The organism is Ochrobactrum teleogrylli, from assembly GCF_037482325.1.
Lineage (GTDB): Bacteria > Pseudomonadota > Alphaproteobacteria > Rhizobiales > Rhizobiaceae > Brucella > Brucella teleogrylli.
The window spans coordinates 1,730,926-1,757,082 of the sequence record NZ_JBBHKQ010000001.1 but is presented as its reverse complement, the minus strand read 5'-3'; the positions used below and the strand labels follow the sequence as shown (position 1 = coordinate 1,757,082).

Sequence of the window (26,157 nt, the reverse complement as noted above, 5' to 3'; positions counted from 1 at the left end):
GCGCGGAGGGTATAAGGCATTTTAGAAATGTGCTGTTTTCTAACAGCATTGATCTTCCTGCAATGACTTAAGAGGCCTGCCGATGTTCGATTTGATTGTGAGAAACGCTAATCTCCCTGACGGTCGCGAGAAGCAGGACATTCTGGTCAAGGACGGCAAGATTACCGATATCGTTCCATCGAAGGGCGAGCATCAGGCTGCCAAGGAAATCGACGCTTCCAACCGCCTCGTAACACCACCTTTTGTCGATCCGCATTTCCACATGGACGCAGCGCTGTCGCTTGGCCTGCCGCGTCTCAACCGTTCCGGTACGCTTCTGGAAGGGATCGCGCTCTGGGGTGAACTGAAGCCCATGCTGACCGTTGAAGCCATGGTCGAGCGCGCCTTGCGCTATTGCGATCTGGCCGTCAGCCAGGGCCTGTTGGCCATTCGCAGCCATGTCGATGTCAGCGATCCGCGTCTGCTGACGGCGGAAGCGATGATTGAGGTGCGCGAAAAGGTAAAGCCGTATATAGATTTGCAACTCGTCGCCTTTCCGCAAGATGGCTATTACCGCTCGCCCGGCGCGGTCGATCTGGTCAACCGCTCGCTCGATATGGGCCTCGACATTGTCGGTGGCATCCCGCATTTCGAGCGCACCATGGCCGACGGCGCGGCATCGCTGGAAGAGCTCTGCCGGATTGCCGCCGAGCGTGGCCTGCCGGTCGATATTCATTGCGACGAAACCGATGATCCAATGTCGCGTCATGTGGAAACGCTGGCCGCCCAGACCGTGCGTTTCGGGCTTCAGGGTCGCGTATCGGGCTCGCACCTCACATCCATGCATTCCATGGACAATTACTATGTTTCCAAGCTCATTCCGCTGATTGCGGAAGCGCAGATGAACGCTATTCCGAACCCGCTCATCAATATCACATTGCAGGGACGCGCCGACACCTATCCAAAGCGTCGCGGCATGACCCGCGTGCCGGAACTGATGGCTGCTGGCGTTAATGTCGCCTTCGGTCATGATTGTGTTATGGACCCATGGTACTCGATGGGCTCCGGCGACATGCTGGAAGTGGGGCATATGGCGGTCCATGTGGCGCAGATGACGTCCATCGAAGGCAAAAAACAGGTCTTCAATGCGTTGACCGTCAATTCGGCCAAGGCGCTAGGTCTGGAAGGCTATGGTCTTGAAAAGGGCTGCAATGCAGACTTCGTCGTGTTGCAGGCGCGTGACCCGCTGGAAGCGCTGCGCCTCAAGGCCAACCGCCTGACGGTCGTGAAGCGAGGCAAGATCATTGCTGAAACGCCGCAGCGTGTCAGTGCGCTCAATCTCGAAGGCCGTCCGTCTTCGATTGATGGCGCCGATTACGCACCCATCGGCTGAACAAACACGACGCAGCAACAAACCGGTGCCTGTTTTTCAAGCGACCGATAAAAGCGCTTGAATTAAAGGCAGATTAGTCGGAAATACGAGACATTGCTTATGCTCCTCCTGATCAGGGTGCAGGGCAATCCGTCGCGCATGGAAAGCACGCACAAACACCACCTTAAGAGGGGTCCAAATGGCCAAATTATCGAACTTTACCCGCCGCGACATTCTTGCGATGTCTGCGGCACTCGGCGCAACTGCGATTTCCACGCGTGTTTTCGCAGCGGATGAAAAGCTGAAGGTTGCAGGCATTCACGCCTCGCCGGTTGAAAACGCCTGGAACTCCCGCCTGCACGAAGCACTGAAGCAGGCCAATGACGAAGGCGTCATCGAATATGTCTTCTCCGAAGGCGTTTCGGCGAGCGACTATCCCCGCGCCATGCGCGAATATGCCGAACAGGGCATCAAGCTGATCGTCGGCGAATCCTATGCCGTCGAACGCGAAGCGCGTCAGGTTGCTGGCGATTATCCGCAGACCACTTTTGTCATGGGTTCCTCCGGCAAGCCGCAGGGCGACAATTTCGGCGTGTTCGGCACCTGGAATTTCGAAGCAGCCTATCTTGCAGGCATGCTGGCAGGCGCGATGAGCAAGTCGGGCACTTTCGGTTCGGTCGGCGCTGTGCCGATCCCGGAAGTCAACATGCTGATGAACGCCTTCCAGGATGGCGTGAAGGAAACCCGGCCAGATGCGAAATTCATTGCATCCTTCATCGGCACCTTCTTCGATCCGCCGAAGGCGCGTGAAGCCGGTCTTGCCCAGATCGATTCCGGCGCAGACATTCTGTTCGGCGAACGCATCGGCACCGCCGACGCCGCCAAGGAACGCGGCATCAAGGCAATCGGTTCGCTGATCGACTATACACCGCGCTATCCGGACACCATTTTTGCCAATGCAATGTGGTACTTCCGCCCAATCCTTAATGCAGCGATTGCAGATGTGAAAGCCGCCCAGCCGACCGGCAAGGACTACACGCCATTCAGCCTGATGAAGGAAGGCGGCAACGACATCGTCTACGTCAAGGGCGTCGCACCGGCAGAAGCCGAAGCCAAGATGGAAGCGCGCCGCGCCGAGATCAAGGCTGGCAAGTTCGAGTACAAGCCGAACGCGGCTGAGCCCAAGTAAGACAGCAGCAAACAGGGCGGCAGAAGTGGCATTCGACAGCAAGCATCAGGACGCAACAGCACTCGCGCAAGCGATTGCCGGAGGCGTTTTAAGTGCGCGAGAGGCCATGGATGCCGCCCTTGAAGCCGCAGAAAAATGGCGCCCTCTGGGCGCCATTGCATATCTCGATCCTGAACTTGGCCGCACCAACGCAGCGGCGTTTGACGCGCACGCCGACAAAGCTCCGTTTGCGGGCATCCCATCGCTGTTCAAGGATTTGGGCGGCCCTTGCGCCGGTCTGCCGATCCGGCTTGGCTCGCGTGCCTTCGAAAACGCTTCGCCGCAAATGGATTCCGAGCTTGGCAGACGCCTGCGCAAAGCGGGCCTCAATTTCTTCGGCACGACCACCGTGCCGGAATTCGGCCTTGCACTCGCCAGCGAACCGGAAAGCGGCCCACTGGCCCGCCATCCATTCGATGGAACACTTTCTCCCGCTGGCTCATCCGGTGGCGCGGCGACAGCCGTCGCAGCCGGGATTGTCAGCATCGCCCACGCAACGGATGCAGGTGGCTCCATTCGCGTACCTGCCGCTACCTGCGGTCTGATCGGCCTGAAGCCGAGCCGTGGCGCGATGCCCGCAGGACCGCATTTCGGCAATTTTCTCGCCGGTATCGCCAGCGAGTTTGCGCTGTGTCGCTCGATCCGCGATGCGAAGACACTGCTTCCGCTCGTCGAGGGCAAGACCGAGGGCTTTCTGCCTGATCCGGCCATGCGCGCGGGCGAGCTGCCGGAACGTCTGCGCATCGGCTTTGTCGCGGAAGACCTTGCCGCTTATCCTGTCACAGCAGAGCGTATGCAGGTTGTAACCGATGCCGCCCGTTTTCTGGAGGCGCAAGGCCATACAATCCGCGAAATCCCCGCGCAGGATCTAAGTCCTCTTGTCGCTTCCAGCGCACGCGCATTCGATCGCATCATTTCCGTCAATCTGGCTGCTGCAATCGACTTTCTGGCAATCGATCAGGAGAAACTGGAACCGCTCACCCGCGCTGTTGCTGAGCGAGGACGCGGGTTTGATGCAACCGCGCTCTATCGAGCAATGAACGGCGCTGTCAGCGCTTCGCATATGCTCTGGCAGATTTTCCGCGATATTGATGTGCTGATAACCCCGATGCTTTCCAGAGCGCCCTTGCCATTGGGCTCGTTTCCGATGAACCATGGCGATGTGGACAATCACTGGCGGAAGATGAACGAATTTGCGCCCTATGCGGCGCTTGCCAATATTTCCGGTTTCCCGGCGCTTTCTCTACCATTCGGAGAAGATGCCAACGGGATGCCGTTAGCCGTGCAGCTTATCGCGCCGATGGGCGCGGACAGGCTACTTCTAAATGCCGGTCAGCGGTTGGAAGCGGATCGCCGCTGGCGGCATAAATTTCCCGTTGCGGGGTTGAACCAATGACGACAACAGTTCTTGAACTGCAAAACATCACCAAGCGCTTCGGTGCGCTTACAGCCAATGACGATATTTCGCTGAAGCTGGAGCGTGGCGAAATCCTCGCTTTTCTCGGCGAAAACGGCGCGGGTAAAACCACGTTGATGAACATCCTGTTCGGCCATTACGTGCCGGATGAAGGGCGCGTCTTTGTGAAGGGCGCGGAAATTCCGCAGGGCAAGCCGCGCGCAGCCATTGATGCGGGCGTGGGCATGGTGCACCAGCATTTCACCCTCGCACCCAACCTGACGGTTCTGGAAAACATCATTACCGGCACAGAAAGCCTCTGGAAGCTCAAATCCGCGCATGGTGCAGCGCGCGCCAAGATCGCGCAGATTGCAGAGCGTTTTGGCCTCAAGGTCGATCCTGATGCGCGGCTTGGCGATCTTTCGGTCGGTGAGCAGCAGCGCGTCGAAATTCTGAAAGCGCTTTATAACGACGCGGATGTGCTGATCCTCGATGAACCGACCGCCGTTCTGACGACGCAGGAAGCGGAAGGCCTGTTCGCGACGCTCAAGGAAATGGCCCGCCAAGGCCTGTCGCTGATCTTCATCTCGCACAAACTGCATGAAGTTATGTCCGCCGCCGACCGGGTTATCGTGCTGCGCGGCGGCAAGCTTGTCGCCGAGCGCAAGGCTTCTGAGACTTCCAAGGAAGAACTGGCCGAACTGATGGTGGGACGACGTGTTTCGCGCCCTGCCCGCGCCGCTGCAACCCCCGGCGAAACGTTGCTGGAAGCCAGCAATGTCACGGTTGTGGAGGACGGAATTGCTCGCCTTTCGGAACTGAATTTTCAGGTTCGTGCCGGTGAAACGCTCGGCATTATCGGTGTGTCCGGCAATGGGCAAGCAGCGCTCGGACGGTTGGTTTCGGGCCTTAGCCAGCCGGCAAGCGGCGCGCTTATCATGTTGGGGCAGACCGTGACCAAATTCGATCCGCGCCGCTTTGTGGCAGAAGGTGTCGGGCGTATTCCCGAAGACCGGAATGCTGAAGGCGCCATTGGCGATCTGACCTTGTGGGAAAATGCCATTCTGGAGCGCGTGCGCGATCTGAAATTCTCGAACGGTATTCTGGTCAATCGCACTGCGGCACGCGAATTCACCGAAAGTATTATCACGGATTTCGATGTGCGCGGCGGCACACCGGATAGTCGTATCCGCCTGCTTTCCGGCGGCAATATGCAAAAGCTCATTTTGGGTCGCAATCTGGAGACCGCGCCGCGCATTCTCATCGCGGCGCAGCCGACACGCGGACTGGATGAAGGCGCGGTCGCGGCCATCCACACCCGCATTCTCGAAGCACGCGCCAAGGGCGCAGCCGTTCTGCTGATTTCCGAAGATCTTGATGAAATCATTGGCTTGGCTGATCGTGTTCAAGCGATTGTTAAGGGCCGCCTCTCCCCGCCTATCGATGCAGAAGAAGCCAATGCGCAGAGACTGGGCCTCATGATGGCTGGCGAATGGCAGGCAAATACCAAGAAGGGGCTGAATTGATGCGTATTGAACGACGCGAAACGCGGCCCATGGCGTTGGTGACTACGGCACCGATCATTGCGGTCCTGGCCGCTTTCGTGCTGGCGGGCCTGCTGATCGCCGCCGCCGGTGCGCCGGTGGTCGAATCCTTCCGCCAGATCGCCATCGGCGCATTTGGCAACAAGCTGTCGATCAGCGAGACGCTGACACGCGCCACGCCGCTGATGCTGACCGGCCTTGCCGCCGCTGTCGCCTTCCGCTCCAAGCTTTGGAATATCGGTGCTGAGGGACAGTTCTATATGGGCGCGCTGGCCGTGGTGGCCATGGGCACGCAATTGCAGCTGCCCGCGCCGCTCCTAATTCCGCTGCTGCTGATTGTCGGCGCGATTGCTGGCATGATTTTTCTACTGATCCCGCTCGGCCTTCGCTTGCGCTTCGGCGTCGATGAAGTGGTGACGACACTGCTTTTGAACTTCGTAGCCGTGCTGTTCGTTTCCATGATGATCGAAGGGCCGATGAAAGACCCGCTGGCCTTTGGCTGGCCACAGTCTGAACCGGTGCCGGATGCCGCCGTGCTGCCGAAAATCATGGCGGGTATGCGACTGCATATCGGCATCCTGATCGCCATCGCGCTTGCGCTGATCATTGCCTATATGCAGAAGCGCACCGTGTTCGGCCTTGAAACCAAGGCCGCCGGTATCAATCCGGGTGCGGCGCGTTTTGCAGGTGTTCCCCTCGGTCGCACACTGATCAAGGTCGCCTGTATCTCCGGCGGTCTGGCAGGTCTGGCGGGCGCCATTCAGGTCATGGGTGTGAAGGGCTATGTCACGACCGACCTTTCGCCGGGCTTCGGTTATTCCGGCATTATCGTCGCGATGCTCGCCAACTTAAACCCGATCGGCGCGATCTTCTCGGCGCTCTTTGCCGCCGCCATGTTCGTTGGCGCGGACGGCATGAGCCGCACCATCGGCATTCCGAGCTTCATTGCCGATGTCACCGTGGCGCTGTCGCTCCTGACCATGCTCGTCGCTTTGTTCTTCACCCAATACAGGATCGCCCGATGAACGAGTTGATGGATATCCTGCTTTCCGCTGGCCTCTGGGTCTCGGTCCTGCGCATCGCAACGCCGCTGATCTTCGGCACGCTCGGCGCACTTTATTGCGAACGCGCAGGCGTGCTCAATCTCGGCATCGAAGGCATCATGACCTTTGGCGCGATGATCGGCTGGCTGACTGTCTATAACGGGGCGGATCTGTGGGTGGGTGTGCTGGCCGCTGCCGCTTCGGGCGCATTGTTCGGCCTGCTGCACGCGGCGTTGACTGTCCCGCTCGGGCTGTCGCAGCATGTGGTAGGCCTCGGCATCACGCTGTTTGCCTCGAGCCTCAGCTATTTCCTGTTCCGACTGCTGGTGCCGCTTTCTTCAACGCCGCCGACAATAACGCCATTCCAGCCAGTGAACCCGTCTTTCCTGGCTGATGTGCCTTTTATCGGGCAGGTATTGGGCACACAGACCGCACTGACATGGATCGCCATTCCACTGGCGCTGTTGCTTGGCTATGTGCTTTTCCGCACACCGCTCGGCCTTGCTATTCGCATGACCGGCGAAAATCCCCATGCCGCCGAGGCGCAAGGCATCAACCCGATCCGCGTGCGCATTTTCACGATCATGTTCGGCAGTGCATTGATGGCGGTTGGCGGCGCGTTCCTGACGCTTTCGGCGTTCAACTCGTTCTTCCCGACCATGATGCAGGGACGCGGCTGGGTGTGTATCGCGCTCGTCGTTTTCGCATCGTGGAAGCCCGCCCGTGCATTGCTGGGCGCATTGCTGTTCGCGCTGTTCGATGCTTTTCAGCTTCGCCTGCAAACGGTGTATGGGAAGGCGGTTCCTTACCAGCTTTTCCTGATGATCCCCTACATCATGTCGATTATCGCGCTGATCGTCATGGCGCGACGCGCGCGCGTTCCGCAAGCGCTGATGCAGCCCTATCGTCGCGGAGAGCGCTAACGGCGTTTTTCACCACCAAACTGCAAACAAAAACGGCGCCCGAAGGCGCCGTTTTCTTTTGTGTTGTCGAACTTATGCAGCGCTCGACTTGCTCTTTTCAAAGCGCTTGCGCTCATTCGGATCGAGATAGAGCTTGCGAAGGCGGATCGACTTCGGCGTCACTTCAACCAGTTCGTCGTCCTGAATCCATGACAGGGCGCGTTCCAGCGTCATCTTGATCGGCGGGGTGAGCTTCACAGCTTCATCCTTGCCAGCGGCGCGGATGTTGGTGAGCTTCTTGCCCTTCAGAACGTTGACTTCCAGATCGTTGTCGCGGCTATGAATGCCGATCAGCATGCCCTGATAGACCTTGACGCCAGCGTCGATGATCATCGGGCCGCGATCTTCAAGGTTGAACAGCGCGTAAGCAACAGCTTCGCCCTGATCGTTGGAAATCAGAACGCCGTTGTTACGGCCCGAGATTTCGCCCTTATATGGCTGATAATCGTGGAACAGACGGTTCATGATCGCCGTGCCGCGCGTATCGGTCAGAAGTTCCGACTGATAGCCGATCAGACCACGGGTCGGTGCGTAGAACACCATACGAACGCGGTTGCCGCCCGAAGGACGCAGCTCGACCATTTCGGCCTTGCGTTCCGACATCTTCTGAACAACGGTGCCCGAATATTCTTCATCGACGTCGATGACGACTTCTTCGATCGGCTCAAGCTTCTCGCCGTTTTCGCCGTCCTTCATGACGACGCGCGGGCGCGAAACGCCAAGTTCGAAGCCTTCGCGGCGCATGTTTTCGATCAAAACTGCGAGCTGCAATTCACCACGACCCGACACGAAGAACGAATCTTTTTCGTTCGATTCTTCGATCTTGAGCGCAACGTTACCTTCTGCTTCCTTGAGCAGACGGTCACGAATAACGCGGCTCGTTACCTTGTCGCCTTCGGTGCCCGCATAAGGGCTGTCGTTGACGATGAAGGACATGGTCACGGTCGGCGGATCGATTGGCTGTGCTGCCAGAGGCTCGCTGACCGAAGGATCGCAGAACGTGTCTGCAACGGTGCCCTTCGAAAGACCAGCGATGGCAACAATGTCGCCTGCCTGTGCTTCGTCGATGGCCTGACGCTCGATGCCGCGGAATGCGAGAATTTTCGAGATGCGACCGGTTTCGAGCAGCGAACCGTCCTGACCGAGAACCTTGACGGCCTGGTTCGACTTGATCGAGCCGGAATGGATGCGTCCGGTGATGATGCGGCCAAGGAACGGATCGGCTTCCAGGATCGTGCCGATCATGCGGAACGGGCCTTCGGCAACCTTCGGCGCCGGAACGTGCTTGAGCACGAGGTCGAACAGCGGGGCCAGGCCTTCGTCCTGCGGACCTTCCGGGTTCAGCGCCATCCAGCCGTTACGGCCAGAACCGTACAGGATCGGGAAGTCCAGCTGTTCGTCGGTGGCGTCGAGATTGGCGAAGAGGTCGAACACTTCATTGATGACTTCTTCATGACGGCCATCCGGACGGTCGATCTTGTTGATCGCAACGATCGGACGCAGACCAACCTTCAGCGCCTTGCCAACGACGAACTTCGTCTGCGGCATCGGGCCTTCGGCGGCGTCAACGAGAACGATAGCGCCGTCCACCATCGAAAGAATACGCTCAACTTCACCGCCGAAGTCGGCGTGGCCGGGTGTGTCGACGATGTTGATGCGGGTATTCTTCCAGACAACCGAGGTCGCCTTGGCGAGAATGGTGATCCCGCGTTCCTTTTCGATGTCGTTGGAGTCCATCATGCGTTCTGCAACGCGCTGGTTGTCGCGGAACGAGCCAGACTGCTTCAGCAGTTCATCGACCAGTGTGGTTTTGCCATGATCGACGTGTGCGATAATAGCGATATTACGCAATTCCATATGGAGATCACTTCTATATGAGTTGGGAGCCGCGCCAACAGACCCGCGCGGAAAAACAATGCGGCGCTCTTACAGGTTTTTTTGCGTTTTAGAAAGGGGCAGCGCGACACTGCCCCTTATTTCTCGCGAAAAACCCTTGTTTATCGGCGCTTTTACACCGTCATTCTGTCAGTTTTTTGTCAGTCGGCATGCGGAGTCGGCACCAAGCGCTACAACAAAGTGCCAGAAAGTATGACAATGGCGACGCTGAAATAAATGACAAGACCCGTCACATCGACCAATGTCGCCACGAAAGGCGCTGACGCACTGGCCGGATCGAATCCAAGCCGTTTCAACGCAAAAGGCAGCATTGAGCCAGTCAGCGAGCCGAACATCACGATACAGACGAGCGCCATGCCGACGGTCAGAGCGACCAGAATCCAGTGTTCGCCATAGTCATAGATGCCAATCGTCTGCCACACGGCAATGCGGACAATGCCGATCAGGCCGAGGAAACTGCCAAGAGCAAGCCCGGTCGGCAGTTCGCGCAGCGCGACGCGCCACCAATCCTTGAGCTTCACTTCCTGCAATGCCAGCGCACGGATAATCAGCGAGGTGGCCTGCGAACCGGAATTACCGCCCGACGACATGATGAGCGGAATGAACAGCGTCAGCACGAGCGCCTTTTCCAGCTCCATCTCGAAATGCTGCATGGCGCTCGCCGTCAGCATCTCGCCAAGAAACAGAACGCCCAGCCAGCCAGCGCGCTTCTTCAACATTTCGCCGAAGCCAATGCGCATATAGGGCTTGTCCAGCGCCTCCATGCCGCCGAAGCGATAGGCGTCTTCGCTGGCATCTTCGGTGATGGCGTCAAGCACGTCGTCCACCGTCACAATGCCGATGATATGGCGGCTTTCATCCACAACGGGGACGGCCAGAAGATCGTGCTTGCGGAACAGGCGCGCAACATCTTCGCGGCTGGTGAGCGGCGCAATGGTGATCGGCTCTTCGTCACGGACAATCGATAGAATCGGTTCTTCCGGCTCGCGGATGATCAGGCGGCGCAGGCTGACCACGCCTTCAAGGGCGCGGGACTTCGGATCAACCACGTAAATCGCGTAGACGGTTTCGCGCGTGCGCTCGACCTTGCGAATGTGATCGAGCGTCTCGGCCACATTCCAGTTCGACGGCACGGCGATGAATTCGGTCGTCATGAGCGAACCGGCCGTATTCGGCGGGTAGCCCATAAGTTTTTTCAGATTGGCCTTGGTTTCCGGGGCCAGAATGGCGAACAGCCGCGCACGGTCACTCTCGTCAAGTTCCTGAAACACGTCCGTCGAACGGTCAGCTGACATACCGTCCAAAAGGAGGCTCGCAAGCCCCGGCGCAAGCGCCGCTACGATTTCGGCGGTACGATGCAGTTCCGGCTGGTCAAGCAGGCGGATGGCATCTTCATGGGTGAGCTGTCCGAAGACGGAGATTGCGTCATCATCTTCGAGCTCGTTCAATAGCTCAACGGCATCGCCCGTATGCATTTCGGCGATACGTGCAGCAATCGCAGCCGCCGGGAGGTCGGCAACATCAAGCACTTCCGGAGAGAAGTTGTTGTCGGTCATTAAGCTTGCCTTTCCGTCGATCCGCCGTCAAAGGCAGATCGTGCAAGCTGACCTCAAGCGATCAGTACACGGCTACCTTGACGGCTGACACAATCGACTGTGACTGTCGCTGGGCATAAGAGAATAAAACTCCGGTTGAAGATTGCTGTCGCAAAGAGACTTCGGACAGCCAGCGTGATGTGCGCTTGGTCGCCCTTAAAGTCAAGCCCCACACAGTAATCTGAAGAGGTTTTTGCGAGCAAGGCGTCGAATGCTGTCGTCTGGCGCCTTAACCGTAAAAGCCGGTTGAACGCCCTTGCTCACCCGACACCGAAACCTTAAGTCTTGACCATCGAATTCATTTGATCCGGAGTTTCATCATGTCCGACAAGCCCACCTATAATCATGCGCTCACAGAATGGAACGGACCGCTGGGCCTGCCGGATTTCACCGCATTCAAAGACGACGATTTCGCGCCAGCCTTTGAGGCAGCGCTCGCATCCGATCTCGCCGAGGTGGAAGCCATCGCCAGCGCAACTGGCGAAGCAACCATCGAAAACACGCTGAAGGCCTTGCAACTGACAGGCAAGGCGCTTGACCATGTGTCGGCCATTTTCTGGATGCGCGCAGGCGCCCATAGCAACGACACCATTCAAGCACTGGAGCGGGACATTGCGCCGAAAATGTCGCGTCATTATTCGCGCATCATGATGGACCCGGCTTTGTTCGCCCGGATCGACGCGCTCTATGACAATCGCGATCTGCTTGATCTCGACACGGAAACCAAACGCGTTCTGGAAAAGACCTGGAAGGGTTTTGTCCGGTCCGGCGCAAAACTCGATGAAGCTGGCAAGGCGGAACTCGCTGGCATTAACGAGAAGCTTGCCGGTCTCGGTGCACGCTTCGGCCAGAATGTGCTGAAAGACGAGTCGAGCTGGGCACTGTTCATCACCGATGAAGCCGATCTCGCCGGGCTGCCGGATTTTCTGAAAAACGCCATGCAGAGCGCAGCAAGCGAACGCGGCAAACCGGATGCTTATGCGGTTACGCTGTCGCGTTCCATCGTCGAGCCATTCCTCACCTTTTCGGAAAACCGCGCCTTACGCGAGCAGGCTTTCAATGCCTGGGCCAAGCGCGGCGAGAATGGCAACGACTCCGACAATCGCGAGATTGTGCGTGAGATGGTCGAACTGCGCGAGCGCAAGGCCCATCTGCTCGGCTATGCCAATTTTGCAGCCTATAAGCTGGACGACACCATGGCCAAGACGCCAAAGGCCGTCATGGACCTGCTGGAACCCGTTTGGGACAAGGCACGCGCAAAGGCTGGTGAAGAACAGGCAGAGCTTGAGCGCCTGATCGCCGCCGATGGCAGCAATCACAAAGTCGCGCCATGGGACTGGCGTTTCTATGCAGAAAAGTTGCGCGCCGAACGCTTTGCCTTCGACGAGGCCGAGCTAAAGCCTTATCTGCAACTGGAAAAGATCATCGAAGCGAGCTTCGATGTGGCCACGCGCCTGTTCGGCGTTCGCTTTGAAGAAAAGAAGGGCATTGCCGCCTGGCACCCGGACGTGCGCGTGTTTCAGGTTTTCAACCCGGATGGCAGCGAACGCGGTCTTTTCCTCGGCGATTATTTCGCCCGGACATCGAAGCGCTCCGGCGCGTGGATGAGCGCGCTGCAATCCAGCCACAAGCTCGACGGCGGCCAGAAGCCCATCATCTACAATGTGATGAATTTCGCCAAGCCGAAGGCCGGTGAACCCGCCCTGCTGTCGCTCGATGATGCCCGCACGCTGTTCCACGAGTTCGGCCATGCGCTGCACGGACTTCTATCGGATGTGACTTGGCCTGCCGTTTCCGGCACTGCCGTATCGCGCGATTTCGTGGAACTGCCGTCGCAGCTTTACGAACATTGGCTGACCGTACCCGCCGTTCTGGAAAAATACGCCGTGCATTACCGCACCGGCGAAGCAATGCCGAAAGCCCTGCTCGATAAGGTTTTGGCGGCGCGTTCGTTCAATGCCGGTTTCAACACGGTTGAATTTACCGCGTCCGCGCTGGTGGATATGGCTTTCCATACCGGTAATGAGAAGATCGCCGATCCGCTGTCCTTCGAGGCAAAGACACTCGAAAAGCTTTCCATGCCTGATGCGATCATCATGCGCCACCGCACACCGCATTTCACTCATGTGTTCTCCGGCGATGGCTATTCCGCCGGTTACTATTCCTACATGTGGTCGGAAGTGCTGGATGCGGATGCGTTCTCGGCTTTCGAGGAAACCGGCGACGCTTTCAACCCGGAACTCGCCGCCAAGCTGAAGCAGCACATCTATGCCGCTGGCGGCAGTCGCGACCCGGAAGATCTGTACAAAGCATTCCGCGGCAAGATGCCGACGCCGGATGCGATGATCGAAAAACGCGGGTTGAACTAATCAAGCAAAAGGCCGGGAAACCGGCCTTTTCAGTTCTTATGGGTCAGGATATTGACCAACCGCCCAAAAGGATCGCGTACGAAAAAGCGGCGCACGCCCCAATCCTCATCCGCCGGACCGTATTCGATAGGAAACCCCATCGCGATTGCCTGCTCCAGCGTGGCGTCTACGTCGTCCACCTCGATGGAAAGATCGGGCACCGGTGTGCCCGAACCACCTTCACGCATGATGCTCACCTGCACGCGCGACTGCGCATCGGTGGCATAGGTTACGATCCAGCCGAAATCCATCGCCACGTCGAGGCCCAACAATTCGCCATAGAAGCGTTTTGCCGCCGCAGGGTCGCTGGCAGCTATATTGGCGACGATGCGACGGACGGCCATCAATATTCGCCGAGCTTTATATCCGGCGTATAGTCAACGCCATCAACTTCCTTCACAACCGGCTGGCCGCACTGCATCACGCCGGTTGCCGCATTGAAGGCATAGGTCGGCGAGCCATGGAGCTGCCAGCCCTTGTTGAGCGCCGCCGTAACGCGGTGGCAAAATGCGGAATCATCCGGTCCGGTGATGAAACGATAGAGCTTCATAGTCTTTCTTCCTTTGTTAAATTTCAGGCCCGCCTTGGTTCTATTTATTACGCATTTCCGAACGCAAAACCGTTTCACACTTTTGCTGGAAATGCTTTCGCGAGCAGCGTTTCGGCCATTGCCAGATGCAGCCGTTCGATCATCTGGCCATCCAGTGACACAACGCCCTTATCCGCATTTTCCGGCTGCGCAAACAGATCGACAACGGCCCGTGCATGCGCCACTTCCTCATCCGTCGGTGAGAAGGCGCGATTGGCGGCCTCGATCTGACCCGGATGAATAAGCGTCTTGCCGTCGAAGCCCATCGCAGCCCCTTGCAAACACTCGGCTTCAAAGCCGACAGAATCGCGAAAATCGTTGAACACGCCATCGAGAACAGTAAACCCGCCTGCTCGCGCCGCGAGAATGATCTGCATCAGCCACGGCACGAGATAAGGCCGCCCGGCTTGCGGGCGAACACCAGTTTCCCGTGCAATATCGTTCGGACCAACAACGAAACAGGCGAGCCGCACTGCCGAGCGATGGCCGAGCATGGCTATTTCATCCGCGTTCAAAATGCCGCGCGGAGTTTCAATCATCGCCCAAACGCCGACAGACGGATCAGCATCCTTGCGATCAAGCCGATTGGCAGCATCGATAATGTCCTGCGGTCGCTCGACCTTCGGCAGGAGAATGGCGTCGGCACCCATATCAGCCGCTGCGGCCACATCATCCTTGCCCCATGGCGTCTCGCCAGAATTGACGCGAATGATCCGCTCAAAGGCCGGTTTCGGATGCGCTGCAAAATGCGCAACCAACGCCTCGCGCGCGGATTGCTTTGCTTCGGGCGCAACGGAATCTTCCAGATCGTAGATCACGCAATCGGCTGCAAGCGTGAGCGATTTTTCCAGCGCGCGCGGATTGGCGGCAGGAACGAACAGAACGGAACGGCGTGGACGAGCGATTGTTTTCATGGCCGATTTGTGCACGGAACTGCGACACGGTGCAAGCCTTGGGAGCGGGTTAAAGCTCCCTTCAAAGCGGGGGCTTGAAATCCGTGCCCTGCCCGCCTATTTTCCAGCCTTCGGTTGAATGCGCCAGCCGCCCGCAGGTTTCAAGCCACGGTAAAGCATTCGAAATACACGTTCCTGTCCCGTGACGGCAGAAACGGCAATGCGGGCACCCGTTCATGAAAACGCCGCTCACAATCAGGAGCGAAAACAATGACCACAGCTATGACCGCTGGGCACACCACTATTGACTTCAAGCATCAGGCTCGCCGTTTGCGGCAGGCTTTGAGCGAGGAAGGCATCGCCATCAGCCACGGTAAGGCGCTCGATCTCGTGGCCCGCCAGTCAGGCACGCGTGACTGGAACACGCTTGCCGCCACGGGCGGCAAGGTGGAAGCAACACCGGTTGCCGCGCAGGACGACACCGCCCCCTACCGTGTCGGCCAGCGCATCTCCGGCATGTTTCACACCACGCCCTTCGACGCCCGTATTATAGGCGTCGAGGAAACCATCAAGCCGGATCTGTGGCGGATCACATTGCAGTTCGACCCGGCGATCGATGTCGCCGTTTCGCCAAATATGTCGATGCGGCGCCGGCGCTTTACCATTGTTGTCGGCAGTGACGGAAAATCCCGCCGCCTGACCGGCAGCGAGAGCGGCGGCGTGGCGTTGAACGTCCAATAATTGCGGATGCGGCATTTACAGCGCATGATTCACAAAGGTTGACGGGATTTCCCGACAGGATTATGCGCAGTAATCAACCATCGAACCGTCCGGACCGCCTCAAAACGGTCTGGATGGTTCGATAAATCCGCCGCAGGTTGCGACCTATTGGGCAGTTTGGGCCTGAAACGTTGACTCTCGGCAATGCTGATGTAAACCAGTTCGCAATATAGCAAATACCCAACCGACAGGTTCAGGACATGGATAAGTTCACCAAGCTCACCGGCGTCGCCGCTCCCCTGCCGATCGTCAACATCGACACGGATATGATCATTCCGAAGGATTACCTGAAGACGATCAAGCGCACGGGCCTGAGCAAGGGACTGTTTGCGGAAATGCGCTTTAATGAAGACGGTTCCGAAAATCTTGATTTCGTGCTGAACAAGCCCGGCTATCGCAATGCCCAGATCCTGGTCGCAGGCGATAATTTCGGCTGCGGCTCCTCGCGCGAGCACGCCCCTTGGGCTCTGCTCGATTTTGGTATCCGTTGCGTGATTTCGACCTCGTTTGCCGACATCTTCTATAATAACTGCTTCAAGAACGGCATTCTGCCGATCAAGGTCAGCCAGGAAGATCTCGACAAGCTGATGGACGACGCCTCGCGCGGTGCCAATGCCACCCTCACCGTCGATCTCGAAGCAAAGGAAATTCATGGCCCTGACGGCGGCACGATTTCCTTCGATCTCGACGACTTCAAGCGCCACTGCCTGCTCAACGGTCTGGACGATATCGGCCTGACCATGGAAAAGGCAAAGAGCATCGACACGTTCGAAGCCAAGCGCGCCGAACTGCGTCCCTGGGCCTGATGACACACAATGCAATTTACGCGGCCTTTAAGCCCTGTGGCCTGAGCAATTGAATAGGACACGATTGGCTGGAATGGCCCGAGAAGATCAAAGCGGCGACTGGGCGGGACGTTTCTCGCCCTCGCTGGACGAAGTTGAATCCATCGCGATTGAAGCTCTTGCGCATCTGCCGCAGGAGTTTCGTGCGTTGTGCGGCGACATCATCATCCAGATCGCCGATTTTCCTGAAGACCAGATCATCGAGGATATGGGGCTGGATACGCCGTTCGACCTGCTCGGCCTTTTTGAAGGTCGCGGCATTGGCGAGCGTTTCAGCCTGCAGACCGGCGATGGTCCCAACCGCATCACGCTCTATCGTCGCGCCATTCTGGATTACTGGTCTGAAAATCAGGAGACGCTGGGCGATATCGTCACCCATGTGCTTATCCATGAGATCGGCCATCACTTTGGCCTGTCGGACGACGACATGGAAGCAATCGAAGCCCAGGCAGAATAATTTCTGCCGAATATCAATTCAAAAAGGCGCCCTGATCGGGCGCCTTTTTGTTTGGGTCAGGCGACGCTCAGGCGCACGTCGATATTGCCGCGCGTGGCATGCGAATAGGGGCAAACGATGTGAGCCGCATTGACCAACTCTTGCGCCTTTGCCTTCTCGACACCCGGAAGCGCCACTTCAAGCGCAACATCGAGACCGAAGCCGGTGCCGTCTTCCCGTGGGCCGATGCCGACGGTCGCGGTAACGGTGCTGTCGGCAGCAATGGCGACCTTCTCCTTCGAAGCAACAAACTTCAGCGCGCCAAGGAAGCAGGCCGCATAACCGGACGCAAAAAGTTGCTCGGGATTGGTGCCCTCGCCGCCCTGACCACCGAGTTCCTTCGGCGTGTCGAGAACGACGCTAAGGCGACCATCTGCTGTCTTGGCGCTGCCCGTGCGTCCGCCGGTTGCTGTAGACTGGGTGGTGTAGAGAATAGCCATTCGATTTCTCCTTCGGTGATAATTTGTCTCCGAAGACAAGCTATCGAAAATTAAATTGTGCGCAATCTAATTTTGCAAAATCATTTCTCACAATTAAGTGATGCACAATGCAATTGCGCATGATTTATGGTATGAAGGATATGCGCTGGAACAGCGCTCGAAGGAATTGGCGCATGACACAGGACTCTTTTCTCAAACTTTCAAACATGGTCTGCTTTGCGATTTATTCGACCGCAAATGCGCTGACGCGCGCATACCAGCCGATCTTGAGCAAACTGGACCTGACCTATCCGCAGTTCCTGGTGATGCTGGTGCTGTGGGAAAAGGACGACCAGACCGTTTCCGAAATCGGCGCGAAGCTCCATCTCGATTCAGGGACGCTGACGCCACTCCTGAAACGGCTTGAAACGGCAGGACGCATCGTGCGCCGCCGCGACCCACAGGACGAACGGCAAGTGCGCATCACACTTACCGAAGAAGGCCTCAAACTGCGTGAAGCGGCTGATTCTGTACCGGATCAAATTCTCTGTGCGCTCGGTCAGCCCGTCGACGAACTGAAGGATTTGCGTTCCCGCCTGCTCGACATTCGCGGCAATCTTGCCGATAGCGCGGAACGCTAGTTCATCACCGCAAAATAAAAGCGCCGGTTTCCCGGCGCTTATGTATTTCGACTGACCAAGACAGATCAGGCGGCAAGCGCCTTTGGCTTTATCAGGCCGCGAGCGACCAACAGTTCTGCAATCTGGATCGTATTGAGCGCTGCGCCCTTGCGCAGATTGTCCGAGACGACCCACATGGCCAGACCGTTTTCGACAGTAATGTCTTCACGGATACGGCTGATATAAGTCGCGTCTTCACCAGCAGATTCATATGGCGTGATGTAGCCGCCGTCTTCGCGCTTGTCGATAACCTGGCAACCCGGCGCTTCGCGCAGGATTTCGCGGGCTTCTTCCGGCGAAAGCGGGTTTTCGAACTCTATATTCACCGCTTCCGAATGACCGATGAAGACCGGAACGCGCACTGCGGTCGCCGTCAGCTTGATCTTCGGATCAAGCATCTTCTTGGTTTCGGCCACCATCTTCCATTCTTCCTTGGTGTAACCGTCTTCCATGAAGACATCGATGTGCGGGATCACGTTGAACGCAATGCGCTTGGTGAACTTCTTCGCCGTGACCGGGTCAGCAACGAACACAGCGCGCGACTGTTCGAACAGTTCGTCCATACCTTCCTTGCCCGCGCCGGAAACCGACTGGTAGGTCGAAACGACGACGCGCTTGATCTTGGCGGCGTCATGCAGCGGCTTCAGCGCAACAACGAGCTGCGCAGTCGAGCAGTTCGGGTTGGCAATAATGTTCTTCTTGGTGAAGCCCGTGATGGCATCCGGGTTTACTTCCGGCACGATCAGCGGCACGTCCATGTCATAACGCCAGGCCGACGAATTATCGATGACGACGCAGCCCTGCTTGCCGATCTTCGGCGACCATTCCTTCGAAATATTGCCGCCAGCAGACATCAGGCAAATGTCCGTATCGGAAAAATCGTATGTGTCGAGCGCGCGAACCTTCAGCGTCTTGTCGCCATAGGACACTTCTGTGCCCTGGCTGCGACGCGATGCGAGCGCCACAACTTCATCGGCTGGAAAACCGCGTTCTTCTAGAATATTGAGCATTTCGCGCCCGACATTACCGGTGGCGCCGACTACTGCTACCTTGAAACCCATTTTTCGTCTCCTGTCCCTCTCCGCTTCCAGATCCGGAACCCCGCAGGCCACGCGGGTTTTCCGTCCCCGGGCCAGACCCGGGGAGAGGGCGAGCAGGCCAAGGGAATCAGACCGTTTTCGTGGTCGTTTTAGTGATGGCCGTGAGTTTTTTGGTAATCGAAGGCATGCGTACTGCTCCGGCATTGATGCCGGCAGTTCCAGACGAAACTGACGCTACGTTAACGCGTTGCACGCGAGTTCTCCTTCGTTCGGCATTGCTTTTACGCGCTTTATGAACGGAGTCAATTCTCCACCGCTTCCGCCCTGTATTTTTTTGCACCGCAAGCAAAACCGGCGGGCGTCAAGCTGTCGATTTTGTCTCATACTAAAGACTACTGCCCGAATCTCCTTTTTAGGTTCATCATAATTTGGTGAGGAGTGCGCCTCACTTGTTGGGATACAAGGCGGCGCATCGGACTGGTTACATTTGTATAGCGAATGAACCCCAGTCTTGCATTGCCCCTCAGGGGCTCTGTTTGGGAGGACAGATTAATGGCAGTCTCGTCAAGTGCCGATGTCGGCACGCAGAAAATGACGGGCGAAGAACGCAAAGTCATCTTTGCATCGTCGCTTGGTACCGTCTTTGAATGGTACGACTTTTACCTTTACGGAACGCTCGCTTCCTTTATCGGCGCAGCCTTCTTCAACGAATATCCCGAAGCAACGCGCAACATCTTCGTCCTGCTGGCTTTTGCGGCGGGCTTTCTGGTGCGTCCGTTCGGTGCGCTCGTCTTCGGTCGCCTTGGCGATCTCGTCGGACGCAAATACACCTTCCTCGTCACCATCGTCATCATGGGCGCATCGACCTTTCTGGTCGGTCTTCTGCCTGGTTCGGCAACACTCGGCATTCTGGCGCCCATCATACTGATCGTGCTGCGCATGCTTCAGGGTCTCGCACTCGGTGGCGAATATGGTGGCGCGGCAACCTATGTCGCGGAACATGCGCCGAATAACCGTCGCGGTTTCTTCACCTCGTGGATTCAGACCACTGCAACGCTCGGCCTGTTCCTGTCGCTGCTGGTGATCCTCGGCATCCAGACTATGATGAGCAAGGAAGCCTTTGCCGCCTGGGGCTGGCGTATTCCGTTCCTCGTCTCGGTTCTCCTGCTCGGTATTTCCGTCTGGATCCGCATGCAGATGAGCGAGTCGCCTGCGTTCAAGCGCATGAAGGAAGAAGGCAAGACCTCGAAGGCTCCGCTATCCGAAGCTTTCGGCCAGTGGAAAAATGCCAAGATCGCGCTTATCGCACTGTTCGGCCTCACCGCCGGTCAGGCCGTGGTCTGGTATTGCGGCCAGTTCTACGCATTGTTCTTCCTTCAGAACGTTTTGAAGGTGGAAAATCAGTCGGCCAATATCATGGTTGCTATCGCCCTGCTGCTCGGCACCGGCGGCTTCGTCTTCTTCGGCTGGCTGTCGGACAAGATCGGCCGTAAGCCGATCATCATGGCGGGCCTGCTTCTGGCGGCTGTAACCTACTTCCCGCTGTTCAAGGCGCTGACCAATGCCGCAAATCCGGCGCTGGCGCAGGCTGAGCAGACCATCAAGGCAACCGTCACCGCGGCCCCTGGCGATTGTAACTTCCAGTTCAACGCCACCGGCACGTCCAAGTTTACCAGCTCCTGCGATGTTGCGACCAGCTTCCTCGCCAAGAGCTCGGTGCCTTACGAAGTCGTGCAGACCGCTGCGGCTGGAACGCCTGCAACCGTCACCATCGGCGACGCGACGATTACGTCCTTTGATGCCGTTCAGGCTGGTGCAGGTGCTGCCGGCAAGCAGGCTGAACTCGCTCATGGCGTGAACCTGGCTCTCCAGAAGGCAGGCTTCCCACTGGTCCGCGATCCTGCCAAGGTGCCGGACAGCAAGCTTGACGCCTTCCTGGCCGCCAATCCGGAACTCCAGCTGAGTGCTGATGCTGTCCGCGGTGGCGATAAGGCGATGGTTCCTGCTGCCGATCTGGTCAAGCAGAAGCTCCTGACCCAGACTGAAGCCGAAGGTCTCGGCGTCAGCACCGATCAGGCCGTCTACACCATTCCGAATGCAGGCGCATTCAAGATGGTGGCAGACCCTGCCAAGGTGAACTGGGTCATGACGATTGCGATCCTGACCATCCTCGTCATCTATGTGACGATGGTTTATGGCCCAATCGCTGCAATCCTGGTGGAAATGTTCCCGACCCGCATCCGCTACACCGGCATGTCGCTGCCTTACCATATCGGCAACGGCTGGTTCGGCGGTCTGCTTCCGGCTGGCGTGTTCGCACTCAGTGCAGCCAAGGGCGACATCTACTATGGCCTCTGGTATCCAATCGTCATCGCTTCCATCACCTTCGTGATCGGCATGATCTTCGTGAAGGAAACCAAGGGCGTCGATCTGCACAAGCTCGACTAATCCGGCAATAACGACAATGCGGAACGCCGCCCCGAAAGGGCGGCGTTTTTGCGTACACCCAACGAATTTTCAGCGATATTGCGCTTCGATCTCGATCAGTTTCTGCTTGCGCCAGAGACCGCCGCCATAGCCGGTCAATGATCCGTCGGCGCCGATCACGCGATGACACGGGATGATAATGGCAATCTGGTTGGCGCCATTGGCCCACGCAACCGCTCTTACAGCAAGCGGCTTGTCGATGGCTTGCGCCAACTCGCTATAGCTGCGTGTTTCCCCTGCCCTGATCTTTTGCAGCTCACGCCACACAGATTGCGTAAAGGCGCTGCCATGCAAGACCATCGGCAGATCGAAAGTGGGCGACTTGCCGTCAAAGAAAGCACTCAGCTGTCGCTCGACCAGATCATGCGTGTTGAAGCGACCAATGCCGATATCTCCACGAGAAGTGGCATAGAGTTTCTTCAACTCGAAAGAGAGCGCCTTGCGGTCGGCAAATTCCAGCAGATGCAGGTTTTTCGCATCGCAAATGGCAATCATCGTTCCGAGCGGCGACTTGATCCAATCGGCGCGCAACAGACCGTCGCCGCGCAGTTTTGCGGGAGGAAGACCAAGAATACGGCCAAAGGCGCTGCGGAACGCCTCCGGCGATTCAAAGCCCGCATCGATCTGCGCGTCGATGACCCGGCCTCCGTCAGCCAATGCCTGAAAGCCGTGACGCAAACGTTCCTGGCGCGCCATTTCCAGAAATGTCATGCCGAAATGTCGCCGGAAGCTGCGCCGCACCGTTGACAGATCAAGCCCCATGCGCGCGACATCATCTTCGCTCCATCGCCGTTCGGGATCGGCTTCCAGAGCATCGAGCAATTTCTTGATGGAAGGCTCGGCTTCGGCTGCGGGTTGCAGCGGATGGCATCTTTTGCAGGCGCGAAAACCATCCGCCATGCATTCGGCAACCGACGCAAAAAAGCGGCAGTTTTCCCGGCGCGGCTTGCGCGCCGGGCAAGTCAGGCGGCAAAAAATGCCGGTGGAAACGACACCGACGTAGGCCCTGCCCTCATAAGAGGCATCGCGGGCCAACAGCGCGTCGTAAAGTTTGTCTTGGTTTGGAAGCGTGAACAACATGACACGCATTCTTATCCGTCTATGCAGAAATTACAGCCTCAAATCAGGCGTTTATTTCAATAAGAAAAAGCCCGCCGGAACTATCCGGCGGGCTTTCCAATTTCGCAATTCTTCAGCGGGTGATTAAGCCGAAAGCGCCTTGAATTTGGCGAGGATCGCATCACCCATTTCGGTGGTGCCAACCTTGGTTGTGCCTTCCGACCAGATGTCCGCCGTGCGGATGCCATCGTCCAGAACACCGGCAATCGCTGCTTCCAGACGGTCGGCTTCGGCAACCAGATTGAACGAATAACGCAGGCACATGGCCAGCGACGCGATCATGGCGATCGGGTTTGCAATGCCCTTGCCAGCGATATCCGGTGCGGAGCCATGGACCGGCTCGTAAAGCGCCTTGCGCTTGCCGGTCTTGGCATCGACTGCGCCAAGCGAAGCCGACGGCAACATGCCGAGCGAACCGGTCAGCATGGCAGCGACGTCCGACAGCATGTCACCGAACAGATTGTCGGTCACGATGACGTCGAACTGCTTCGGCCAGCGGACGAGCTGCATGCCGCCAGCGTCGGCCAGCATGTGTTCCAGTTCCACGTCGGAATGCTTTTCCTTGTGACGCGCGGTGACGACCTGATTCCAGAGCACGCCCGACTTCATCACATTGCGCTTTTCCATCGAGGTGACCTTGTTGCGGCGCGTGCGCGCCAGCTCAAAAGCCACATCGGTGATGCGCTCGATTTCGTAGGTGTCATAAACCTGCGTGTCGATCCCGCGCTTCTGGCCGTTGCCGAGGTCGATGATTTCCTTCGGCTCGCCGAAGTAAACGCCGCCAGTCAGTTCGCGCAGGATCAAAATGTCGAGGCCTTCGATCACTTCTGGCTTCAGCGAAGAGGAATGCGCAAGCGCCGGATAGCAAATGGCCGGACGCAAGTTTGCGTAAAGCTGCATGTCCTTGCGCAGGCGCAAAAGGCCAGCTTCCGGGCGCACTTCATAAGGCACGCTATCCCACTTCGGGCCGCCAACAGCGCCAAACAGCGTGGCATCGGCTGCCAGCGCCTTCTCCATATCGGCATCCGAAATCGCCTGACCGTGCGCGTCGTAAGCGCAGCCGCCAACCAGACCTTCCTCGGTTTCAAAGCCGAGCTTGAGGTCCGAATTGAGGTAAGCGATGATCTTGCGGACTTCCGCCATGGCCTCGGGACCGATGCCATCGCCGGGCAGGAGAAGAAGTTTTCTGGTTGCCATAATGCCAAGCCTCTGTTTTTCAATGCACAATTACGAAAAACCGGGCGTCTTCCGAAATTGTTTTTCAAAGTTCCGGGAGGGTTATAGAGCCCTGTTGCGTGGCAGGCAACAATCAGCAGGCATGAAACTTATGAAAAAGATCGAGGCTTGTGCAGAAATTAAATAACCGAAGCTGACGCTCAGTCCACAAGCGTCCGCGCTTCCGATGGCAGCATGATGGGTATGCCGCCGCGCACCGGATAGGCAAGCTTTGCCTTGCGCGAAATCAGTTCGCTATGCTCCGCGTCATATTCCAGCGGGCCTTTGGTCAGCGGGCAGACAAGCAGCTCCAGAAGGCGCACATCGATGCTGCCGGTTTCGGTTTTATCATTCACCATTTCATATCCTCCGGATCATTGCAGGCGCGATCCGTAATCGTCGTCTTTCACTTTCGCCAGCACCATTTCGGTAATGGCGATCAGCGTCGCAGCACGCGTCTTGAGATCGGGCGCCTCCAGCAATGCCTGCTTTTCGGCAGGCCCAAAGGGCGACATGATCGACAGCGCATTGACGAGCGTTTCGTTTCCGGCGCGGGAGATGCTTTCCCAGTCGGCTTCCAGATTATGCGCTTCGAGATAGTCGCGGAAGGCACGAAGCAGCGCTCCGCGGTCGATATCAGCCGTGTCGCGCGCCTCTTCCAGATCGGCCAGAAACGGCATGATCCGGCACTGGCGATAAGGCTGGCGGCAATTGACCTCCTCCTTGATACGGAAACGGCAAATGCCCTGAAGCGTGATCAGAAGCCGTCCGTCGCCGGTCTCCGCGTAGGTCGTTATGCGACCGAGACACCCAATGCTGCTCAGCGGCGGACGAAGGCTTTCGTCCAGTTCATTGACGCCCTCGTCGTCGTCTTCGTCATCGATCTGCGGCTGGATCATGCCGATGATCCGCTTGCCGGCAAGCGCGTTTTCCACCATCGCCAGATAACGCGGCTCGAATATGTTCAGCGGCAGTTGGCCGCCGGGCAAAAGCAGGGCACCTTTCAGCGGAAATATCGGAACCAGGTCCGGAATGTCGGAACCCGTTCTGTAGCGGGCATTACCCACTTGCATTGCAACCTCCTTTGGGATGCTTCGCGCAATCCACGCGCGCAGCATCCTGACAGTCAGATTTCCCGCCGCTTTTATCGCCTACGAAAACAGCAGCGAAGACAGCTTCCGGCGGGCCGAAAGCGTCGCCGGGTCCGTATTGCCCCATGCTTCGAAGAACTGGAGCAGTTGCTTACGCGCGCCATCCTCGTTCCAGCTGCGGTCGGCCTTCATGATGGCCAGCAGTTCGTTGGCGGCATCGTCGCGACGACCCTGTGCATTGCGCACCTGCGCCAGATCGAAACGCGCCTGATAATCCTGCGGATCAGCCTGAAGGCGTTTTTCCAGTTCAACCGGGTCACCAATCAGCTTGACCTGATCGGCAAGCGCCAGCCTGGCTTCGAGCGCGCGCACCGATGCGGCATTCTGCTTATCGGCAGGAATGGCGGCCAGAATTTCGCGTGCCTGTTCGGCATCGCCCGATTCCAGAACGCAGGACGCCAGACCGACAATCGCATCGACATTGTCGGGCGCGGCCTGAAGAATGGAACTGAAAATCTCACCAGCCTGAACGTAATCGCCGGATTCAAGCAGTTCCTGCCCGGCTGTTACCGCCTCGGCAATCGCGCTTTCCTGATCGCTTGGCCCGCCGATCTTGGCGATGAATTCCTTCACCTTCGATTCCGGCAATGCGCCCATGAAGCCATCGACCGGCTGGCCGTTGACGAAGGCGATAACCGCCGGGATGGACTGAATGCCAAGCTGGCCCGGAATGGACGGGTGATCGTCGATGTTCATCTTGACGAGCTTGACTGCTCCGCCCGCGTCCTTGACGGCCTTTTCGATAATCGGCGTCAGCTGCTTGCAGGGCCCGCACCACGGAGCCCAAAAATCGACCAGAACCGGCTGCTGGCGCGATTCGGCCAGCACATCGGTCTGAAATGCCGCAGTCGTCGTATCCTTGATCAGATCCGCCCCGCCCACGGGTGCCGGCGCCGAACCGAAAGAAACATTTGCCGTCATCTGGCCGCCCGTATTGGCGTAAGGATTGTTCTGGCTGGTCATGGAATATTCCTCATATCTTCCGGCCCTGTTCATGCACCCCGCATCAAGGCCGGTGTC

Annotated in this window: 24 protein-coding genes; 12 read left to right on the top strand and 12 right to left on the bottom strand. The window is 57.8% G+C overall.

Translation table 11 applies throughout. The features are described 5' to 3' along the window. Positions 1-82: 82 nt before the first annotated feature. The 6 genes from WIX40_RS08150 (at position 83) to WIX40_RS08125 (ending at position 7,485) form a co-directional block, all read left to right on the top strand. Complete coding sequence (locus tag WIX40_RS08150) at positions 83-1,372, top strand: amidohydrolase family protein (protein ID WP_339439775.1); 1,290 nt, start codon at positions 83-85, stop codon at positions 1,370-1,372. Between the two features lie 178 nt (positions 1,373-1,550). Beyond that, positions 1,551-2,540: a BMP family protein gene (locus tag WIX40_RS08145; protein WP_121538283.1), complete on the top strand. Its 990-nt coding sequence runs from the start codon at positions 1,551-1,553 to the stop codon at positions 2,538-2,540. Between the two features lie 25 nt (positions 2,541-2,565). Continuing rightward, the gene (locus tag WIX40_RS08140; protein WP_339439774.1) at positions 2,566-3,975 is read left to right on the top strand and encodes an amidase; all 1,410 of its coding nucleotides are present in this window, start codon (positions 2,566-2,568) and stop codon (positions 3,973-3,975) included. After that, positions 3,972-5,501, top strand: coding sequence for an ABC transporter ATP-binding protein (locus WIX40_RS08135; protein WP_339439773.1), 1,530 nt, complete (start codon positions 3,972-3,974; stop codon positions 5,499-5,501). The genes WIX40_RS08140 and WIX40_RS08135 overlap by 4 nt, the downstream gene beginning before the upstream one ends. After that, positions 5,501-6,544, top strand: coding sequence for an ABC transporter permease (locus tag WIX40_RS08130; RefSeq protein ID WP_339439772.1), 1,044 nt, complete (start codon positions 5,501-5,503; stop codon positions 6,542-6,544). Before WIX40_RS08135 ends, WIX40_RS08130 begins: the two co-directional genes overlap by 1 nt. Then, positions 6,541-7,485 carry an ABC transporter permease gene (locus tag WIX40_RS08125; protein WP_339439771.1) on the top strand — a complete coding sequence of 315 codons (945 nt, stop codon included), beginning with the start codon at positions 6,541-6,543 and terminating at the stop codon, positions 7,483-7,485. Before WIX40_RS08130 ends, WIX40_RS08125 begins: the two co-directional genes overlap by 4 nt. 72 nt (positions 7,486-7,557) lie before the next feature. On the opposite strand, the gene typA is transcribed toward WIX40_RS08125, so the two are convergent. Both typA and mgtE read right to left on the bottom strand, forming a co-directional pair. Continuing rightward, a complete protein-coding gene (gene typA / locus WIX40_RS08120; protein ID WP_109367294.1) occupies positions 7,558-9,381 on the bottom strand; it encodes a translational GTPase TypA in 1,824 nt (607 codons plus the stop codon). Positions 9,382-9,590: 209 nt separating this feature from the next. Beyond that, positions 9,591-10,976, bottom strand: coding sequence for a magnesium transporter (gene mgtE, locus WIX40_RS08115; RefSeq protein WP_339439770.1), 1,386 nt, complete (start codon positions 10,974-10,976; stop codon positions 9,591-9,593). 359 nt (positions 10,977-11,335) lie between these two features. Here mgtE and WIX40_RS08110 point away from each other — a divergent pair, with 359 nt between their 5' ends. Beyond that, complete coding sequence (locus WIX40_RS08110; RefSeq protein WP_339439769.1) at positions 11,336-13,384, top strand: M3 family metallopeptidase; 2,049 nt, start codon at positions 11,336-11,338, stop codon at positions 13,382-13,384. A 29-nt stretch (positions 13,385-13,413) separates the two neighbouring features. Here WIX40_RS08110 and WIX40_RS08105 read toward each other — a convergent pair whose 3' ends face one another. The 3 genes from WIX40_RS08105 to WIX40_RS08095 form a co-directional block, all read right to left on the bottom strand. After that, positions 13,414-13,767 carry a VOC family protein gene (locus tag WIX40_RS08105; RefSeq protein WP_140023836.1) on the bottom strand — a complete coding sequence of 118 codons (354 nt, stop codon included), beginning with the start codon at positions 13,765-13,767 and terminating at the stop codon, positions 13,414-13,416. Further along, positions 13,767-13,973 (bottom strand): DUF1737 domain-containing protein, encoded by a 207-nt coding sequence (locus WIX40_RS08100; RefSeq protein ID WP_109367290.1) that lies wholly within the window; start codon positions 13,971-13,973, stop codon positions 13,767-13,769. Before WIX40_RS08100 ends, WIX40_RS08105 begins: the two co-directional genes overlap by 1 nt. A 74-nt stretch (positions 13,974-14,047) precedes the next feature. Then, positions 14,048-14,926 carry an HpcH/HpaI aldolase/citrate lyase family protein gene (locus WIX40_RS08095; RefSeq protein WP_339439768.1) on the bottom strand — a complete coding sequence of 293 codons (879 nt, stop codon included), beginning with the start codon at positions 14,924-14,926 and terminating at the stop codon, positions 14,048-14,050. Positions 14,927-15,175: 249 nt separating this feature from the next. Here WIX40_RS08095 and WIX40_RS08090 point away from each other — a divergent pair, with 249 nt between their 5' ends. From WIX40_RS08090 to WIX40_RS08080, 3 genes are all read left to right on the top strand, one after another. Next, on the top strand, positions 15,176-15,646 hold the full coding sequence (locus tag WIX40_RS08090; RefSeq protein ID WP_339439767.1) for a glyoxalase superfamily protein: 471 nt from the start codon (positions 15,176-15,178) through the stop codon (positions 15,644-15,646). Between the two features lie 239 nt (positions 15,647-15,885). Next, on the top strand, positions 15,886-16,491 hold the full coding sequence (gene leuD, locus WIX40_RS08085; RefSeq protein WP_339439766.1) for a 3-isopropylmalate dehydratase small subunit: 606 nt from the start codon (positions 15,886-15,888) through the stop codon (positions 16,489-16,491). Between the two features lie 73 nt (positions 16,492-16,564). Beyond that, positions 16,565-16,987, top strand: coding sequence for a metallopeptidase family protein (locus tag WIX40_RS08080; RefSeq protein WP_109367286.1), 423 nt, complete (start codon positions 16,565-16,567; stop codon positions 16,985-16,987). A gap of 56 nt (positions 16,988-17,043) precedes the next feature. Here the strand turns inward: WIX40_RS08080 and WIX40_RS08075 are convergent, their stop codons facing one another. Continuing rightward, complete coding sequence (locus WIX40_RS08075) at positions 17,044-17,466, bottom strand: organic hydroperoxide resistance protein (RefSeq protein ID WP_109367285.1); 423 nt, start codon at positions 17,464-17,466, stop codon at positions 17,044-17,046. 173 nt (positions 17,467-17,639) lie between these two features. Here WIX40_RS08075 and ohrR point away from each other — a divergent pair, with 173 nt between their 5' ends. After that, positions 17,640-18,086: a transcriptional regulator OhrR gene (gene ohrR, locus WIX40_RS08070; protein WP_339439765.1), complete on the top strand. Its 447-nt coding sequence runs from the start codon at positions 17,640-17,642 to the stop codon at positions 18,084-18,086. Between the two features lie 65 nt (positions 18,087-18,151). Here ohrR and WIX40_RS08065 read toward each other — a convergent pair whose 3' ends face one another. Beyond that, the gene (locus WIX40_RS08065; RefSeq protein ID WP_109367284.1) at positions 18,152-19,186 is read right to left on the bottom strand and encodes an aspartate-semialdehyde dehydrogenase; all 1,035 of its coding nucleotides are present in this window, start codon (positions 19,184-19,186) and stop codon (positions 18,152-18,154) included. 531 nt (positions 19,187-19,717) lie between these two features. On the opposite strand from WIX40_RS08065, the gene WIX40_RS08060 reads away from it, so the two are divergent. Continuing rightward, a complete protein-coding gene (locus tag WIX40_RS08060) occupies positions 19,718-21,613 on the top strand; it encodes an MFS transporter (RefSeq protein ID WP_109367283.1) in 1,896 nt (631 codons plus the stop codon). A 69-nt stretch (positions 21,614-21,682) separates the two neighbouring features. On the opposite strand, the gene WIX40_RS08055 is transcribed toward WIX40_RS08060, so the two are convergent. The 5 genes from WIX40_RS08055 to trxA form a co-directional block, all read right to left on the bottom strand. Further along, positions 21,683-22,732 (bottom strand): bifunctional transcriptional activator/DNA repair enzyme AdaA, encoded by a 1,050-nt coding sequence (locus tag WIX40_RS08055; protein ID WP_339440973.1) that lies wholly within the window; start codon positions 22,730-22,732, stop codon positions 21,683-21,685. 123 nt (positions 22,733-22,855) lie between these two features. Continuing rightward, a complete protein-coding gene (gene leuB / locus WIX40_RS08050; RefSeq protein WP_078336896.1) occupies positions 22,856-23,968 on the bottom strand; it encodes a 3-isopropylmalate dehydrogenase in 1,113 nt (370 codons plus the stop codon). Positions 23,969-24,147: 179 nt separating this feature from the next. Further along, a complete protein-coding gene (locus WIX40_RS08045; RefSeq protein ID WP_339440972.1) occupies positions 24,148-24,342 on the bottom strand; it encodes a Trm112 family protein in 195 nt (64 codons plus the stop codon). 18 nt (positions 24,343-24,360) lie between these two features. Then, the gene (locus WIX40_RS08040; RefSeq protein WP_339439764.1) at positions 24,361-25,059 is read right to left on the bottom strand and encodes an LON peptidase substrate-binding domain-containing protein; all 699 of its coding nucleotides are present in this window, start codon (positions 25,057-25,059) and stop codon (positions 24,361-24,363) included. Between the two features lie 78 nt (positions 25,060-25,137). Continuing rightward, the gene (gene trxA, locus WIX40_RS08035) at positions 25,138-26,100 is read right to left on the bottom strand and encodes a thioredoxin (RefSeq protein WP_339439763.1); all 963 of its coding nucleotides are present in this window, start codon (positions 26,098-26,100) and stop codon (positions 25,138-25,140) included. Positions 26,101-26,157: the final 57 nt, after the last annotated feature.

Excerpts from the sequence above, each read along its gene's own strand:
- WIX40_RS08075 (WP_109367285.1), bottom strand. The coding sequence starts at position 17,466 with ATGGCTATTCTCTACACCACCCAGTCTACAGCAACCGGCGGACGCACG.
- WIX40_RS08135 (WP_339439773.1), top strand. The coding sequence starts at position 3,972 with ATGACGACAACAGTTCTTGAACTGCAAAACATCACCAAGCGCTTCGGT.
- WIX40_RS08095 (WP_339439768.1), bottom strand. The coding sequence starts at position 14,926 with ATGAAAACAATCGCTCGTCCACGCCGTTCCGTTCTGTTCGTTCCTGCC.
- leuD (WP_339439766.1), top strand. The coding sequence starts at position 15,886 with ATGGATAAGTTCACCAAGCTCACCGGCGTCGCCGCTCCCCTGCCGATC.
- typA (WP_109367294.1), bottom strand. The coding sequence starts at position 9,381 with ATGGAATTGCGTAATATCGCTATTATCGCACACGTCGATCATGGCAAA.
- WIX40_RS08150 (WP_339439775.1), top strand. The coding sequence starts at position 83 with ATGTTCGATTTGATTGTGAGAAACGCTAATCTCCCTGACGGTCGCGAG.
- WIX40_RS08125 (WP_339439771.1), top strand. The coding sequence starts at position 6,541 with ATGAACGAGTTGATGGATATCCTGCTTTCCGCTGGCCTCTGGGTCTCG.
- WIX40_RS08145 (WP_121538283.1), top strand. The coding sequence starts at position 1,551 with ATGGCCAAATTATCGAACTTTACCCGCCGCGACATTCTTGCGATGTCT.
- ohrR (WP_339439765.1), top strand. The coding sequence starts at position 17,640 with ATGACACAGGACTCTTTTCTCAAACTTTCAAACATGGTCTGCTTTGCG.
- leuB (WP_078336896.1), bottom strand. The coding sequence starts at position 23,968 with ATGGCAACCAGAAAACTTCTTCTCCTGCCCGGCGATGGCATCGGTCCC.
- WIX40_RS08110 (WP_339439769.1), top strand. The coding sequence starts at position 11,336 with ATGTCCGACAAGCCCACCTATAATCATGCGCTCACAGAATGGAACGGA.
- WIX40_RS08090 (WP_339439767.1), top strand. The coding sequence starts at position 15,176 with ATGACCACAGCTATGACCGCTGGGCACACCACTATTGACTTCAAGCAT.
- WIX40_RS08080 (WP_109367286.1), top strand. The coding sequence starts at position 16,565 with ATGGCCCGAGAAGATCAAAGCGGCGACTGGGCGGGACGTTTCTCGCCC.
- mgtE (WP_339439770.1), bottom strand. The coding sequence starts at position 10,976 with ATGACCGACAACAACTTCTCTCCGGAAGTGCTTGATGTTGCCGACCTC.
- WIX40_RS08055 (WP_339440973.1), bottom strand. The coding sequence starts at position 22,732 with ATGTTGTTCACGCTTCCAAACCAAGACAAACTTTACGACGCGCTGTTG.
- WIX40_RS08040 (WP_339439764.1), bottom strand. The coding sequence starts at position 25,059 with ATGCAAGTGGGTAATGCCCGCTACAGAACGGGTTCCGACATTCCGGAC.
- WIX40_RS08130 (WP_339439772.1), top strand. The coding sequence starts at position 5,501 with ATGCGTATTGAACGACGCGAAACGCGGCCCATGGCGTTGGTGACTACG.
- WIX40_RS08105 (WP_140023836.1), bottom strand. The coding sequence starts at position 13,767 with ATGGCCGTCCGTCGCATCGTCGCCAATATAGCTGCCAGCGACCCTGCG.
- WIX40_RS08060 (WP_109367283.1), top strand. The coding sequence starts at position 19,718 with ATGGCAGTCTCGTCAAGTGCCGATGTCGGCACGCAGAAAATGACGGGC.
- trxA (WP_339439763.1), bottom strand. The coding sequence starts at position 26,100 with ATGACCAGCCAGAACAATCCTTACGCCAATACGGGCGGCCAGATGACG.
- WIX40_RS08065 (WP_109367284.1), bottom strand. The coding sequence starts at position 19,186 with ATGGGTTTCAAGGTAGCAGTAGTCGGCGCCACCGGTAATGTCGGGCGC.
- WIX40_RS08100 (WP_109367290.1), bottom strand. The coding sequence starts at position 13,973 with ATGAAGCTCTATCGTTTCATCACCGGACCGGATGATTCCGCATTTTGC.